Consider the following 14,222-nt stretch of genomic DNA (forward strand, 5'->3'; position numbering starts at 1 on the left):
GTACCGAGGGGTGTTCCCGGCGGCTGGCCGGTTGTCCCGAGGGGTGTTCCCGGCGGCTGGCCGGTTGTCCCGAGGGGTGTTCCCGGCGGCTGGCCGGTTGTCCCGAGGGGTGTTCCCGGCGGCTGGCCGGTCATCCCGAGGGGTGTTCCCGGCGGCTGGCCGGTTGTCCCGAGGGGTGTTCCCGGCGGCTGGCCGGTCATCCCGAGGGGCATTCCCGGTGGTTGGCCGGTCGCCACGGGGCGGGCCCTCAGCGGGCTGCCGGCGGCCCCGGAGCGTGTTGTCGGCCTGCTGGCCGTCCCGGGGCGTGCTGCCGGCCGGCTGGCCAGTTCGGCATGGGCCGCTGACGGGTCGGCCGCTGACGAGCCGGTCGTCGGCAACCGCCCGCCAGCGCCGAGCTGCGGGGCGGCGAGCGTCGCGAGGGTCGCCGCGAAGCCGGTGTCGCCGCCCGCCGCCTCGAACGCCTCCACGGCCTCGCCCAGGCGCCCGACCTCCAGCAGCGCGCAGGCGACGTTGTGCTGCGCCCGCGCGGCCTCGCCCGCGTACGACGGGTCGTCCTCGGCCAGGATGCGGAATCTGGCTGCCGCCTCCTGCGCCGGCTTGAGCGCCGAACCGGGCTCGCCCGCCAGCAACAGGCACGCCCCCAGGCTGAACAGCGCGTCCGCCCGCCCGGCCGCCTCCTCGTACGGGGGCGCGGCCGCGTAGATCTCAACGGCCTCCGCCGCCGCCACGACCGCCTCGCCCGCCCTCCCCACAGCCGTCAGCCGACCCGACAGCCAGGACAGCGCCCCTGCCAGCGCCAACCGCTCACCGGTCGCCCGGCGATGTCGCACGGCCAGTTCACCCAGGGTGACGTCCAGCGCCCGTAACCCGAGCCCCGCAGCGCGCCGCACCGGCCAGGCACCCCACCGCACCGAGGATGCGCCTGCTGCCGAGTTCGATGCTGCTGTGCCGGATGCTGCTGTGCCGGATGCTGCTGTGCCGGATGCCGCCGTGCTCGATGCCGCCGTGCCGGATGCCGGCGGCTCAGCGGTCGAGCTGGTCCGGGTCAGCAGGGCGGATGCGGTCGCGGCGAGCGCGCGGTCGGCCGGGAACAGGGTCAGGGCGGCGTTGAGCATGTCGCCGAGCCGGGTGGCAGGGTTCGCCGCGGCTTCCGTGACGAGCTCGCCGAGCCTGGAACCGATCAGCAGCCGCAGCGCCGACCTGGCCTCCTCCCCGCGGGCGGACCGCCGCAGAACGTCCAGCAAGTGCACGATGTGCCCGACCGTGCGGGCGTCGTGGTCATGGATGGCAAGAACCAGCGCGTCCAGCCCGTCCGTCTCGGCCAGGAGCTGCTCGGCCACCAGTTCCGGGCCGAGCGGGCCGCTCTGGAAGACCGTGCCCAGCCAGCGGGCCACGTTCATGGTCGTCCCTTGGTCACGCAGCCCGGGGACGGCCGTCAGCAGGCCAGGCAGCTCCGCGGGTGTGGGAGCGGTGAGCGTGAGCAACGCCACGGCCTGCCGCGCCGTGGCGTCGTCCAGGCGCTCTTCCCCCGCCGGCCACACCCGCGTCCACTGGTCACTCTCTCGCTCCAGGAACCGGCCGAACAGCCCGCCACCTCGCAGCCGCATTGTCTCCGTGCCGTTATGTGCGGGGTTGGCCCGTTCGTCCCCATCGCAGAGCCGCAGCAGGGCCGCCAGGTGGACGTGGAGCGGCAGGCCGTACTCCGGGTCGTCGAGCCGGGGCGGGTCGGGCAGGGCGGCCCGGCTGGGGGCGAACGCCTTCATGGCCGCGAGCGCGTGCTCCGTACGTTCCTGCAAGGTGAGCGGGCGGGCGTTGAGCTGGACGGCCGTGGTGTTGAGCCGCCTCAGCCAGCCACCGGCCGCCGTGTCGAGCCGCCGCCACCACTCCGCCTCGCCGGGCTCGCGGGCCAGCAGCAGGAGCCGTACGCGGGGGTTGCGCCCGTGCTTGGCCAGGTGCCGTACCAGCTCGCCCACCAGGGGCGGGGACGGCTCCGCGCCGTCCACCACGAGGAGGGTCGGGCGTGACGCGTTCAGGGTCCGGCTCGCCAGCGGGCCGACGACGGAGTCCAGGGGAAGGAAGCCCGTGTCCCATCCTGCGGCGGCCAGCTCCACGCAGAGCTCGCTCGCCAGCCTTGTCTTGCCCGTGCCGCTCCGGCCGGTCAGGATCGCGATCGACAGGGCGGCCGGCTCGGCGGCCCAGGCCCGCAGGTGCGCCAGCTCCTCGTCCCTACCCAGGAACGGCACCATCGCGTGACGTGCCAGCAGCAGGGCCCAGTCCGGGCAGTCCTGGGGCGGCGCGTCGCGGGCGGGCGTCAGGAGGTCGGCGAGCATCGCCGAAGGGTCGTCCTCCGCGACGGTCTCCAGCCGGCCGGGCGCCACGCCTGCCAGCTCACGGAAGCGTTCGTCGGCCAGCAGCGCGGTCACGGGCACGGCGTCCAGGCGGTTCCGGGCGTGCCCGGCCGTGATCACGCCGATGATCTGCCCGGCGGGCTCGGCGAGCAGCGCGGCGCCCGACAGCCCCGGCCAGAGCGCGTCGGATCCCGGGCTCAGCACACTGACCGTCAGAACCCTCGACACCGCACCCGTGGGGGCGTCGACCAGGCCGGACACCGTCTCCACATCCCGGAACCCGGCCCGCCGCTCCAGACGCGGAAACCCGCGGGCCACGCAGCGCACCCTGAAGCGGGCGCCGCGTCCCTCCTCCCCGCGCCCGTCACGCGGCGGGGTCACGGAGATGCTCACGGGGTCCGCCGGCCTGGCCCAGCGGACGTGTTCGATGCCGGGAACGCCCGCCCATGGCGAGTCGGCCACCCGCAACAGCACCGCGCCCGCCCGTCCGCGACCACGCCACACCGGCTCGGCCTCGGCCCACCGCCCCGGCCCCGGCGTACGTACCTGACATCGGGTGCCGGGAGCCGCCACCAGCCCGGAGGTCAGCACCAGATCGGCGCCGATCGCATATCCGGAACCGGTCGCGCCGACAAGGTCGCCGTGACCCGAGTAGACCTCGACGACCCGTTCGAGCCCGAGGCGGTGCTGTGGCGTGTCCATAGGGTCCGCCTCTTAGCTACGTCCCGACGTGCCGTCCCCTCGATCTGATCTCACTATCGCACTATGGCCGGGAAATTTCCCGGCTTGTCATGCCTTCTCGGCTGTGAGCCAGGCCGCCAGCCCGAGGTAGACGAGCCCGCTCCCCACGTCGAGGCCCCGTCGCGCGCGGGCCGACCTGCGTACCCGCCCGGCCACCGCCGACGAGAGCATCGCGTACGTGCCGTCGGAGGCCATCCCGAGCACCAGCCACAGCAGCCCGAGCAGCAGGATCTGCGGCCCGACCGGCCCCGCGTGCGGGTCGGTGAACTGGGGGAGGAAGGCGAGGAAGAAGATCGCGGTCTTGGGATTGAGCACGTTCACCACGAACCCTTCCCAGAACAGCCGCCTCTTCGACTGCACCGGCAGCTCCACAGGTCCCTCGTCCTCGCCCCGCCGCATCAGCTTGCGTACGCCGAGCCAGAGCAGGTACGCCACGCCCACGTACTTCACGATGGTGAACGCCGTGGCCGAGGCCGCAAGCAGCGCGCTGATGCCCAGAGCCGCGGCCGCGATGTGGACCAGCGAGCCCGCGTGCACCCCGAGCACGGAGACCAGGCCCGCGCCGCGACCTTGAGAGACGCTCCGGGTGACGATGTAGAGGACCGCCGGTCCGGGCACCAGGAGCAGCCCGAGGGTGGCCACGCAGAAGAGGGCAAGTGTCGAGATGTCAGGCATGGGGCCATCGTAGGAACGGCGTCAAAGGCTTTTCCACAGGGCCGCCGGCAGCTGCATGCTCCAGTGCGGCGATGAGTTTCCGCGCGCCGGGAAGTCCGTACGTGCGAGAGCCGTACCTGAAGGAGCCACCATGGAACCCACCGCCGAACTGGACGCACGCTACAGCGTTGAGAACGCGACTCCCACGCCCTGGGCCGAGGCCCGCGACCAGCTCGAACGTGCGGAGACGTACTGGCTGAGCACCGTACGCGCCGACGGCCGCCCGCACGTCACGCCGCTGATAGCCGTCTGGCAGGACGACGCGATCTACTTCACCACGGGAGCCGAGGAGCAGAAGGCCAAGAACCTCGAGTCCAACCGCAAGTGCGCGCTCACGACGGGCGGCAGCTCGATGAGCGGCGGGCTGGACCTGGTGGTCGAGGGGAGTGCCGAACGCGTCAGGGACCGGGACAGGCTCAAGCGGCTGAGCGAGGCCTGGGAGGCCAAGTACGGCCCCGAGTGGCACTTCGACGTCGAAGGGGATGAGTTCGCGAGCTTCGCGCACGGGCACGCCCTGGTGTTCGAGGTGGCGCCGTCGAAGGTGCTGGGCTTCCGCAAGGGCGACTACAGCCAGACGCGCTGGCGCTTCCGCTGATTCGCAAATTTTATTGCGCAATTTTTCTTTCGCTTCTATGGTGGGTTCATGGCCACCGAGAAGACCCGCCGCATCAAGGACCTCGACACGCTCAAGGCGTTGGGCCACCCGCTGCGCATGAAGCTCTACCGTGCCGTCTACGTGGCAGGCACGGCGACCGCCTCGCAGCTCGCCGAACAGGTCGACGAGGCCGTCTCGCTGGTCAGCTACCACTTGCGCAAACTTGCCACGCACGGCCTCATCGAGGAGGCGGAGCCGGGCGGCGACGCCCGGGAGCGCTGGTGGCGGCGCGCGGATGCCGCCATCAGCACCAGGGACGAGGACTTTCGCGACGCCCCCGAGAGCGCCGCGGTCCACGCCGCGTTGTCCCGCATGCACGCCCGCCAACTGAGCGAGATGTATGAGAGCTACCTCGACACCCAGGCCGCCTGGCCCGGCGACTGGCGCAGCGCGACTTTCAGCTCTGAGTACCTGCTCTCACTGACGGCCGAAGAGCTGCGCCGACTGGGTGACGAGCTCAACGAGGTCATCACGAAGTGGCGGGTGCACGGGCAGGCGGCTCGCGAGTCCGGCGACGCCGAGGGGCGCGAGAACGTCGCCGTGCACACGTACGGCTTCCCGTTCCGCATGTGAGGAGAATGCGATGTATCCGGACTCATACCTGTACGTCGAGCGGGCGCGAGCCCGCGAGCTGCGCGCCGACGCGGACCGGTACCGCCTGGCCCAGCCGCCGTCCGGCTCGGTCGTCCGCACCTTGGAGAAGCGGCTGGGCTGGGCCCTGGTGGAGACGGGCCTTCGGCTGGTGTACCGGCACTACTGATCCAGGCCGAGCTGGTGGCGCATGGCCACCGCGTCCCTGATGGCCCAGTGCTCGACGATCCTGCCGTCCCGTACGCGGATCATGTCGATGCCCCGCACCTCGTACCGGCGGCCCGAGGCCGTGTGGGTGCCGCTGCTGAGGTAGACGTTGGCTGACAGGTCGTCGGTCGAGACGTTCTGCTCCACTGTGACGGACATGTCGTGAAAACCCGTCCCCCCGGAGAAGGCCCGCTCCCACTTGTCCTTCCAGGCGGCCAGCCCGTGGTGGTCGCCGTCCGTGCCGCCCCGGTGATCGATCACCTCGGGGTCGATGAACGCCAGTCCCTCCTCCCACCGCCCAGCCTGGTAGAGCTCGATGATGCGCCGATGTACGTCCCCGGCCGTCGTCATGCCGTTCTCCCGCCGATTAAGTGGGGACTTCCCCGTTTCTTGACGCCAACTACAATAGATGGGGAGTTCCCCATTTAACAAGGAGACAGATGGGACCACGTCCTCGCCGGGCGGACGCGCAGCGCAACTACGACCAGCTGCTGGCCGCGGCCGCGCAGGTCTTCGCCGAACGCGGCACCGACGCGCCGCTCGACGACGTGGCCCGCCGTGCCGGGGTCGGCAACGCCACCATGTACCGGCACTTCCCCACCCGTACGGACCTGCTGGTCGCCGTCTACGCCGACGAGGTCGCCCACCTGTGCACGAGCGGCCAGACCCTCCTTGACGCCGGACCGCCCGGTGAGGCGCTCCATGACTGGCTCCGGCTCTTCGTGGACCACGTCACCACGAAACGCGACCTGGCCCTGTCGGTCACCGACGACCAGAGCAGTTCCGCCCTGGTGGCGGAGTGGCACGCCTCCATGCTCGCCACCGCCTCGACCCTGCTGGACGCGGCCAAGCAGGCGGGCTCCGCCCGCGCCGACCTCGACGTTCGCGACCTGCTGACCCTGGTCAAGGGCATCGCCCTGGCCGCCTCGGACCGCGCCCAGGCCGACCGTCTGCTGAGCCTGATCGACTACGGCACCTCGCCCGGTCTGTCCACGATCCCGGACCCGAGCACGGACATGGACACGGTCTGACCACCATTCACGATCTTCGTCCCGAGGTAGTGGTAGTCGCGGGGATCAAGGATGTAGAACGCCTTGCCCGATTCCCCGGTGTCGAGCACGACACCGATCCCGGCGCGCCCGTCGCCGTCCGTGACGTTCTCCTCGACCGTGACGTCAGGGATCCTGGCCAGCGCCCGGTACATCGCCGCGGCCGTGTCCGGCGGGATCATGGGCCCGAACTTCATGTACCACCCGATCGCCCCGAACGCCTTGACGCTGTCCGCGATCTCCGGCGGGCAGTTGGGCTGGCAGATCGACATTCGTGGGCCCCTTCTCGGGCTCGCCGATCCGGAGCCTGCCCTTGGTCCGTACCGCCTCCTGTGTGCCGTCCATCCTGCTCCAGTGCTCGAACGTCGGCATCCGCTCGGGCATGCGCTGGGTCTCCTTGATGTAGAACCACTGGTCCGGCCGGATCTCGACGTTCTTGCTCCGGTCAGCGACCAGCGCGGCGCTCTCCAGCACCGCCCGCCCCGGGGGCTTCGGGCCGCGGCCGCGCCTCCGCCCGGCTCTCTTGTCGCATCTGTTGCCTCTCGGGTGGCTCCTGTCATGACACGAGTAATTGCCGCGGGGCGGCTCGGGCGGTTCCAAAAATCTTGCGCCTCGGCCTCACCGGGACGGGTACCGACGCCTCAAGCCGACCATGTGCATCGGCCCGTCAAGGCACCGCTGAGCAGCCCCCCTGAACGCGAAGAGCTCATGTCTCGTTACTCTGTGTATGAGAAGGCAGACGGAGGAGCGCAGGCACATGGACAAGGCAGGAACAACCCCCGGCGAGCGAAGGCGCGGCGTCCCGCACCGGATCTGCGTGCTGCACCGGCTGGTCGCGGCGTTGGTGGCAGGCGGCACGTTGGTCCTGGCCGGCTGCTCGTCGGGTGGCGACGCCTCGCCGGACGCCTTGACGCAGAGCGGCTCTCCGAGCGCGTCCGCTCCGCCCGCGACCGCCGACGACGACGCCCAGGGGGACGCCACCCCGGACACCTCGACGCGGAGCGGGACCCCGGGTTCGTCCGGCCTGCCGGCGGCCGCGGACGGCGCCGACCTCTCCGCCTGCGTTGACGGCCGCTGTGAGGTCCGGGTCGGCGCGGCGGCGAGGCTTCCGGTGCCACGCCGCCTTCGGGTTGCCTCGGTACGGGTGCAGTCGGTCGGCTTCGACACCGTCACCGTCGTCGGGCGCTATCTCGGCTACTCGCAGCGCGGATTCTGCACCGGCGTCAGCTGCAACTCCTCCAGCTCGGACGGCAGGTTCCGGCTCGTCCTGGCCGCCGACAGCACCGCCACCGAGAACGGCCTGAGCATCACGGCAGTGGCGGTCAACGGCGAATCCGCGGTGTTGCGGCTCGCCCCTGAATGACGAGCACGAGCCCGCTGCTCAAGATAAAGCGGGTGCGCCCGGCGGACGCCGGCGTCGCCATCGAGGGGGTGACGCGGCAGGGCCCGGATGCCGCGGTCTCCGGGCCCTGACATCTCGCGTGTGGTGCGGGTGCGCGGCCTCCGGGCGGAGATGACGCCCCGCCCGGCTCACCAGGTCATGCCGGCCTGTGCGCGGATCGTGTGGTTGATCCGGTTGAAGAAGTTGGTCAGCGCGATGTTCGAGATGATCGCGGACAGCTGCTTCTCGTCGAAGTGAGCGGCGGCGGCCTCCCAGATCTCGTCGGTCACGCCCGGCGCGCCGTCCTGGATGCGCGTCGCGGCCTCGGCCAGCGCGAGCGCCGCTCGCTCCTTCTCGGTGAAGAAGGATGTCTCGCGCCAGGCGGCCACGCTGTGCAGCCGCTCGTCGGTCTCCCCGCTCTTCTTGGCCGACGCGACCCCGGCGAACACGCACGGGCTGCAGCCGTTGATCTGGCTGACCCGCAGATGGACCAGCTCGAGCACGAGAGGGTCGACGCCGGCGGAGTGAATCCCCTTGTAGAGGAGCTGGATCGCGGTCATCACGTCGGGGCTCGCCGCGCTGTTCATACGTGCTTTCATCGGTCTGCTCCTTCATCGGTTACCTGCGCCCGTTCGGGCCCGTCATCACCCATGACGGAGCAGATCCGAGGAAGGTAACAACATGTCCCACACCAGCCCGACCGACCCGGTGGCCGAGGCGTTCGAGGCCCAGCGCGACCGGCTGCGCGCGGTCGCCTACCGCATGCTCGGATCGCACGCCGACGCCGAGGACGTGGTCCAGGAGGCCTGGCTGCGGCTCTCTCGCCAGAACGCGGCGACGATCGACAACCTGGCAGCCTGGCTGACCACGGTGGTCGGCCGGATCAGCCTGGACGTCCTGAGGTCGCGCCGGAACCGTCCTGAGGCGCCCTACGACGACCGGCTGTCCGAGCTCGTGGTGACGGTCGACGACGGTCCCGCGCCGGAGGAGCAGGTCGCGCTCGCCGACTCGGTCGGGCTCGCGCTCCTCGTCGTCCTGGAGTCGCTCCGGCCGGGGGAGCGGCTGGCGTTCGTGCTGCACGACCTGTTCGCGGTGCCGTTCGACGAGATCGGCCAGATCCTCGGCAAGTCGGCCGATGCCGCCAAGATGCTCGCCAGCCGCGCCCGCAGGAAGGTACAGGCGACCGAGCGGCCCACGGCCACCGGACGGGAACAGCGAGAGGTGGTCCAGGCCTTTCTGGCGGCGGCTCGCCGCGGTGACTTCGAGGAGTTGCTGCGCGTGCTCCACCCCGAGGTGAGGCTGACCGTCGACACCCCCACTGGTGTGGTCGTCATCCTCGGCGCCACCAAGGTCGCCGAAGGCGCCTCCACTCGAGTCGCCGCCGGCGCGGCCGCGAGAGGACGAGCGGTGCTCGTCAACGGCCTTCCCGGGTTCGTCTCTTGGCGCGAGGACGGGACTCCGCTCTCGGTCATGGCGTTCACCGTCGTCGACGGCCGGATCGTGGCCATCGCGACCGTGATCGCCCCGGCCAGGCTCGCGTCGATGAACCTGCCGGAGCCGGGGTGAGCCACCGCGGAAAATGATTTGTCGGGAGTGCGGCGCGCGGTTACCTTCGCCGTCTATGACCCCGACCCTGCGCACTGAGCGCCTGCTGCTGGAGCCGTACGTCCCCGAGGACGAGGAGGACTTCGTCGCCCTGTTCCAGGACCGGAGGGTTTCGCAGTGGATGGGCGACGGCCCTGCTACCGAGGCGGAGGACCGTGCCCTGTTCGGACGGGTCTTCACGAAGGTCTATGCCCGGGATCTGTTCGACGTCTGGGCCGTTCGCCGGAACGGTCTCCTGGTCGGACACGCTGAGATCAAGCCGACCGACGTGGTCCAAGGCCACGAGATCATCTACGCGCTGACCCCTGATGTGTGGGGATCAGGGCTGGGGAGAGAACTGGCCGAGGCGATCGTCGCCTATGGCTTCGACACCCTGGGGCTCACGGAGGTGCACGCCACCGTAGCGGCGTCAAACAGCGCCTCGCTGGCGGTGCTGAACAGGATCGGCTTCGAGCACGTCCGGGACATAGGTGAAGATGACGGCAGCACCACTCGCGTGCTGACGCGCCATCGGGCCGGGCGGCCCACCCCGCAGGAGTGAATGGATCGACGGCCGGGGACAGCGCCGGCGTTGACTGATCAGGCGGCCATGGCCGTGATCGGTCCAGGTCCGGATCGGTGATGTGGAGGCCTGGGGTCCAGCAGGCCCACCACCCCATCGGGCAACGGGTGGGTGGGCCTGCTGGACGCTACTGCCTCTACACTCCCAGCGCCGAGGGCAGGCTGAGCTCGTGGAGGAACAGCGCCTCGGTCGTCGCCACGCGCTGGAGCTCCTCCAGGTCCACCCGCTCGTTCGGCGCGTGAATGGCGGCGTCCTCGTCCTCCGCCCCGAACAGCAGGATCTCCGCCGCGGGGAACTGCTTCAGCAGCGTGTTGACCAGTGGAATGGAGCCCCCCGCGCCCACGTCACGAGGCCGGCGGCCGAAGGACCACTCCATGGCTCGGTTCAGCGCCGCCCGGGCCTTGCCGCCCGAGTCCGCCTGGAAGCCGGAGCCCACGGTGAAGTCCTCGAACGACACCTGGACGCCCCACGGCGCCACCTGGCGCAGGAACTCCACCACCGCGTTGACCGTGGTCTTCGGGTCGCCCGCCGGCGGGACGCGGACGGTCACGCGCGCCCGCGCGGTCGGCTGAACCGCGTTCACCGCGCCCGAGACCGTCGGCACGTCCAGGCCCGTCACGGTGATCGCGTACGACGACCAGAGCCGGTCCGCCAGCGAGCCCGAGCCCACCAGGGAGACCCCCTCCAGGACGCCGGCCGTCTTCCTGAACTCGTCCTCCGACGGCCCCTGGCCCAGGAACGTCCCGCGCGGGAGGCCGGGCACGCGGATGTCGCCGTTGTCGTCGTGCAGCGAGGTCAGCATGCGCATCAGGGCGGCCAGCGCGTCGGGGGCGGCGCCGCCGAACGAGCCGCTGTGCACCGCTTCCTTCAGCGTGCGGACCTCGATGGTGAACGCCGCCATGCCGCGGAGCGAGGTCGTGACCGCCGGGTCGCCGACGCGCGGGTTGCCGCAGTCGGCGACCACGATGGCGTCGGCGCGCAGCAGCTCGGGGTTGCGCTCGACGAACGCCTCCAGGCGCTCGCCCGCGTACTCCTCCTGGCCCTCGATGATGACCTTGATGCCCACGGGGAAGCGGCCCTGGAAGGCGCGCAGGGCGGTGACGTGGGAGATGACGCCCGACTTGTCGTCCGCGCAGCCCCGCCCGTACAGGCGGCCGTCGATCAGGGTCGGCTCGAACGGCGGGGTCCGCCACGCGGCCAGGTCGCCCGCGGGCTGCACGTCGTAGTGCGCGTACAGCAGGACGGTGGGGGCGCCGGGCGGCGCGGGGGCCTCCCCGTAGACGGCCGGGAAGCTGCCCTCGACGGGCACCTGCTGGACGCGCGGCAGCCCCGCCGAGCGCAGCAGCTCCTCCGTCAGCGCGGCGGCGGCGAACACCGGCTCCTCCGGGTGCCCCGGGAAGGCCACGGAAGGTATGGCTGCCAGCCGCTTGAGGTCCTCGACGGACTGGGGCATCGCGGCGGCGACAGCGCTCTTGATCTGCTCAGGAGTCACGGAAGGTCCCCCGGGGGTCATTCGTCGTCATGGTCGTCAACATCAACAGGTCTCGGCCGGTGCGGGCTGGTCTAGACGCGTTGCTCTCATTGGATCACAGAACGTCCAGCGTGCGGCAACGGGCCTGGCCCGCGCGCCAATGTACATGCGGATTTCGTCGCTGTTACAAACCGGTTCTGCGGATCTCGATTTTCTTGCATAGTGCTGCGACCGATTCGCTTGGCAAATCCGCAGGTGAACATGCACACTGTGGGGAGTTCAGACACAAGGGAAGATAACCATGACGCAGCCGGAAAACGACGTCCTGAAGGCCGCGCAGGACAACCTGTGGTTGCACTTCACCAGGCACAGCGCCTACCAGCAGTCCGAGATCCCGACCATCGTGCGCGGTGAGGGATCGTACGTCTACGACATTCACGGCAAGCGCTACCTCGACGGTCTGGCCGGGCTCTTCGTGGTCCAGGTCGGCCATGGACGCCAGGAGCTCGCCGAGGCCGCCGCCAAGCAGGCCCAGGAGCTGGCGTTCTTCCCTCTATGGTCGTACGCCCACCCCAAGGCCGCTGAGCTGGCCCAGCGCCTCGCCTCCTACACCCCCGGCGACCTGAACCGCGTCTTCTTCACCACCGGCGGCGGCGAGGCGGTCGAAACCGCCTGGAAGCTCGCCAAGCAGTACTACAAGCTCATCGGCAAGCCGCTCAAGCACAAGGTCATCAGCCGCCAGATCGCCTACCACGGCACCCCGCAGGGCGCGCTGTCGATCACCGGCATCCCAGCGTTCAAGCAGATGTTCGAGCCGTTGGTGCCCGGCTCGATCAGGGTCCCCAACACCAACCACTACCGCGCCGACGAGATCACCGGCGTCAAGGGCATGACCCCCGAGGAGTACGGCATCTGGGCGGCCGAGCGCGTGGCCCGCGCCATCGAGATGGAGGGCCCCGACACGGTGGCCGCCGTCTTCGCCGAGCCCGTCCAGAACGCCGGCGGCTGCTTCCCGCCCCCTCCCGGCTACTTCCAGCGCCTGCGCGAGATCTGCGACGAGTACGACGTGCTGCTCGTCTCCGACGAGGTCATCTGCGCCTTCGGCCGGCTGGGCACGATGTTCGGCGGCCAGAAGTTCGACTACGTGCCTGACATCATCACCTGTGCCAAGGGCCTGACCAGCGGTTATTCGCCCATCGGCGCGATGATCGCGCATGAGCGGCTGTTCGAGCCGTTCAAGAACGGCGACACGATGTTCGCCCACGGATACACGTTCGGCGGCCACCCCGTCTCTTCGGCCGTCGCACTGGCCAACCTTGATATCTTCGAACGTGAGGACCTGCTCGGTCACGTCACCAGGAACGAGCCGCTGTTCAAGCAGACCCTCGACGGCCTGCGCGACCTGCCCATCGTCGGTGACGTGCGCGGCTCCGGCTACTTCTGGGGCATCGAGCTGGTCAAGGACAAGGCCACCAAGGAGACGTTCAGCGCCGAGGAGTCGGAGCGGCTCCTGCGTGGCTTCCTGTCCAAGGCGCTGTTCGACGCGGGCCTCTACTGCCGCGCCGACGACCGCGGAGATCCCGTCATCCAGCTCTCGCCCCCGCTGATCGCGGGTCCGGAGGAGTTCGCCGAGATCGGGTCGATCCTCCGCGACGTGCTCACCCGAGCATGGGCGCGCCTATAACCGCACCTGTAACACCGTAATCCCGGTACGACGGTGTGCCGGTTCGCGAAAGGATCAAACCATGAAGATCGGCGTTCCTGCCGAGGTCAAGAACCACGAATATCGCGTCGCCGCCACCCCTGCCGGAGTTCACGAGCTGGTGCGCAACGGCCACGACGTCCTCGTCCAGCGGGGTGCGGGGCTCGGCTCGTCCATCACGGACGAGGAGTACCTCTCGGCGGGCGCGAAGCTCCTCGACAGCGCCGACGCCGTGTGGGGCGAGGCGGACATGGTGCTCAAGGTGAAGGAGCCGATCGCCGAGGAGTACCACCGGCTGCGTGAAGGGCTGGTGCTCTTCACCTACCTGCACCTGGCCGCCTCCCGCTCCTGCACCGACGCGCTGCTGGCCGCCAAGACGACCGGCATCGCGTACGAGACCGTCCAGGTCGGCAACGCCCTGCCGCTGCTCGCCCCGATGTCCGAGGTCGCGGGCCGGCTCGCGCCGCAGGTGGGCGCGTACAACATGATGCGCTTCAACGGCGGCCGCGGCGTCCTGCCGGGCGGCGTGCCCGGCGTGGCCCCGGCGAAGGTGGTCGTCATCGGCGGCGGCGTCTCCGGGCTCAACGCCGCGCAGATCGCCGTCGGCATGGGCGCCGACGTGACCGTGCTCGACACCAACATCGACCGGCTGCGCTACATCGACGCCATCTACCAGGGCCGGCTCAAGACGCTGGTCTCCACGTCGTACGCGATCGAGCAGGAGGTCCTGCAGGCCGACCTGGTCATCGGCGCGGTGCTGATCCCGGGCGCCAAGGCCCCGACGCTGGTCTCCAACGACCTGGTCTCGCGCATGAAGCCGGGCTCCGTGCTCGTCGACATCGCCATCGACCAGGGCGGCTGCTTCGAGGACTCGCGTCCGACCACGCACGCCGAGCCGACGTACACGGTGCACGAGTCGGTGTTCTACTGCGTGGCCAACATGCCGGGCTCCGTGGCCAACACCTCCACGTACGCCCTGACGAACGCGACCCTGCCGTACGCGGTCAAGCTGGCCAACCTGGGCTGGCGCGACGCGCTCAAGGCCGACGCCGGCCTCGCGGGCGGGCTCAACACCTACGACGGCAGGCTGACCAACCAGCCGGTGGCCGAGGCGCTCGGCCTGCCCTTCACGCCGGTGACCGAACTGGTCTAGTGAATGGTGGAGGGACGCGCCCTCCACCATCTCCAGCGCACGC

The 14,222-nt window shown here is 70.4% G+C and carries 14 protein-coding genes and 1 pseudogene; 9 read left to right on the plus strand and 6 right to left on the minus strand.

Features of this window, described 5'->3' with window-relative positions:
- Together AB0H84_RS33940 and AB0H84_RS33945 are read right to left on the minus strand one after the other, a co-directional pair.
- Positions 1–3,050 (minus strand): annotated as a pseudogene (locus AB0H84_RS33940) (hypothetical protein); the annotation flags it as partial.
- Positions 3,051–3,137: 87 nt separating this feature from the next.
- The gene (locus AB0H84_RS33945) at positions 3,138–3,764 is read right to left on the minus strand and encodes a LysE family translocator (RefSeq protein WP_357613465.1); all 627 of its coding nucleotides are present in this window, start codon (positions 3,762–3,764) and stop codon (positions 3,138–3,140) included.
- Positions 3,765–3,894: 130 nt separating this feature from the next.
- On the opposite strand from AB0H84_RS33945, the gene AB0H84_RS33950 reads away from it, so the two are divergent.
- Genes AB0H84_RS33950 through AB0H84_RS33960 form a run of 3 tightly spaced genes read left to right on the plus strand, consistent with a single transcriptional unit; the run spans position 3,895 to position 5,218 of the window.
- Complete coding sequence (locus tag AB0H84_RS33950; protein ID WP_357613468.1) at positions 3,895–4,398, plus strand: pyridoxamine 5'-phosphate oxidase family protein; 504 nt, start codon at positions 3,895–3,897, stop codon at positions 4,396–4,398.
- Positions 4,399–4,446: 48 nt separating this feature from the next.
- The gene (locus AB0H84_RS33955; RefSeq protein ID WP_357613471.1) at positions 4,447–5,031 is read left to right on the plus strand and encodes a helix-turn-helix domain-containing protein; all 585 of its coding nucleotides are present in this window, start codon (positions 4,447–4,449) and stop codon (positions 5,029–5,031) included.
- Between the two features lie 10 nt (positions 5,032–5,041).
- Entirely contained in the window at positions 5,042–5,218 is a 177-nt protein-coding gene (locus AB0H84_RS33960; RefSeq protein ID WP_357613474.1) for a hypothetical protein, read from the plus strand.
- On the opposite strand, the gene AB0H84_RS33965 is transcribed toward AB0H84_RS33960, so the two are convergent.
- Positions 5,212–5,607, minus strand: a complete 396-nt coding sequence (locus AB0H84_RS33965; protein ID WP_357613477.1) for an ester cyclase — start codon at positions 5,605–5,607, stop codon at positions 5,212–5,214. The genes AB0H84_RS33960 and AB0H84_RS33965 overlap by 7 nt on opposite strands.
- 89 nt (positions 5,608–5,696) lie before the next feature.
- Here AB0H84_RS33965 and AB0H84_RS33970 point away from each other — a divergent pair, with 89 nt between their 5' ends.
- On the plus strand, positions 5,697–6,287 hold the full coding sequence (locus AB0H84_RS33970) for a TetR/AcrR family transcriptional regulator (protein WP_357613481.1): 591 nt from the start codon (positions 5,697–5,699) through the stop codon (positions 6,285–6,287).
- Here the strand turns inward: AB0H84_RS33970 and AB0H84_RS33975 are convergent.
- The gene (locus AB0H84_RS33975) at positions 6,224–6,577 is read right to left on the minus strand and encodes a hypothetical protein (RefSeq protein ID WP_357613484.1); all 354 of its coding nucleotides are present in this window, start codon (positions 6,575–6,577) and stop codon (positions 6,224–6,226) included. The two genes, AB0H84_RS33970 and AB0H84_RS33975, sit on opposite strands and share 64 nt — an antisense overlap.
- Positions 6,578–7,032: 455 nt before the next feature.
- On the opposite strand from AB0H84_RS33975, the gene AB0H84_RS33980 reads away from it, so the two are divergent.
- Positions 7,033–7,668, plus strand: coding sequence for a hypothetical protein (locus tag AB0H84_RS33980; protein WP_357613487.1), 636 nt, complete (start codon positions 7,033–7,035; stop codon positions 7,666–7,668).
- 167 nt (positions 7,669–7,835) lie between these two features.
- Here AB0H84_RS33980 and AB0H84_RS33985 read toward each other — a convergent pair whose 3' ends face one another.
- Positions 7,836–8,285 carry a carboxymuconolactone decarboxylase family protein gene (locus AB0H84_RS33985; RefSeq protein WP_357613490.1) on the minus strand — a complete coding sequence of 150 codons (450 nt, stop codon included), beginning with the start codon at positions 8,283–8,285 and terminating at the stop codon, positions 7,836–7,838.
- A gap of 82 nt (positions 8,286–8,367) precedes the next feature.
- Between AB0H84_RS33985 and AB0H84_RS33990 the strand changes: the two genes are divergently transcribed.
- Together AB0H84_RS33990 and AB0H84_RS33995 are read left to right on the plus strand one after the other, a co-directional pair.
- A complete protein-coding gene (locus AB0H84_RS33990) occupies positions 8,368–9,252 on the plus strand; it encodes a sigma-70 family RNA polymerase sigma factor (RefSeq protein ID WP_357613493.1) in 885 nt (294 codons plus the stop codon).
- Positions 9,253–9,307: 55 nt separating this feature from the next.
- A complete protein-coding gene (locus AB0H84_RS33995) occupies positions 9,308–9,832 on the plus strand; it encodes a GNAT family N-acetyltransferase (protein ID WP_357613496.1) in 525 nt (174 codons plus the stop codon).
- Positions 9,833–9,989: 157 nt separating this feature from the next.
- Here the strand turns inward: AB0H84_RS33995 and AB0H84_RS34000 are convergent, their stop codons facing one another.
- Positions 9,990–11,345 (minus strand): dipeptidase, encoded by a 1,356-nt coding sequence (locus tag AB0H84_RS34000; protein WP_357613499.1) that lies wholly within the window; start codon positions 11,343–11,345, stop codon positions 9,990–9,992.
- A gap of 280 nt (positions 11,346–11,625) precedes the next feature.
- On the opposite strand from AB0H84_RS34000, the gene AB0H84_RS34005 reads away from it, so the two are divergent.
- A complete protein-coding gene (locus tag AB0H84_RS34005) occupies positions 11,626–13,008 on the plus strand; it encodes an aspartate aminotransferase family protein (RefSeq protein WP_357613502.1) in 1,383 nt (460 codons plus the stop codon).
- Between the two features lie 61 nt (positions 13,009–13,069).
- Positions 13,070–14,179 carry an alanine dehydrogenase gene (ald, locus tag AB0H84_RS34010; protein WP_357613505.1) on the plus strand — a complete coding sequence of 370 codons (1,110 nt, stop codon included), beginning with the start codon at positions 13,070–13,072 and terminating at the stop codon, positions 14,177–14,179.
- Positions 14,180–14,222 lie beyond the last annotated feature (43 nt).

Source organism: Nonomuraea sp. NPDC050786 (assembly GCF_040654115.1).
Lineage (GTDB): Bacteria > Actinomycetota > Actinomycetes > Streptosporangiales > Streptosporangiaceae > Nonomuraea.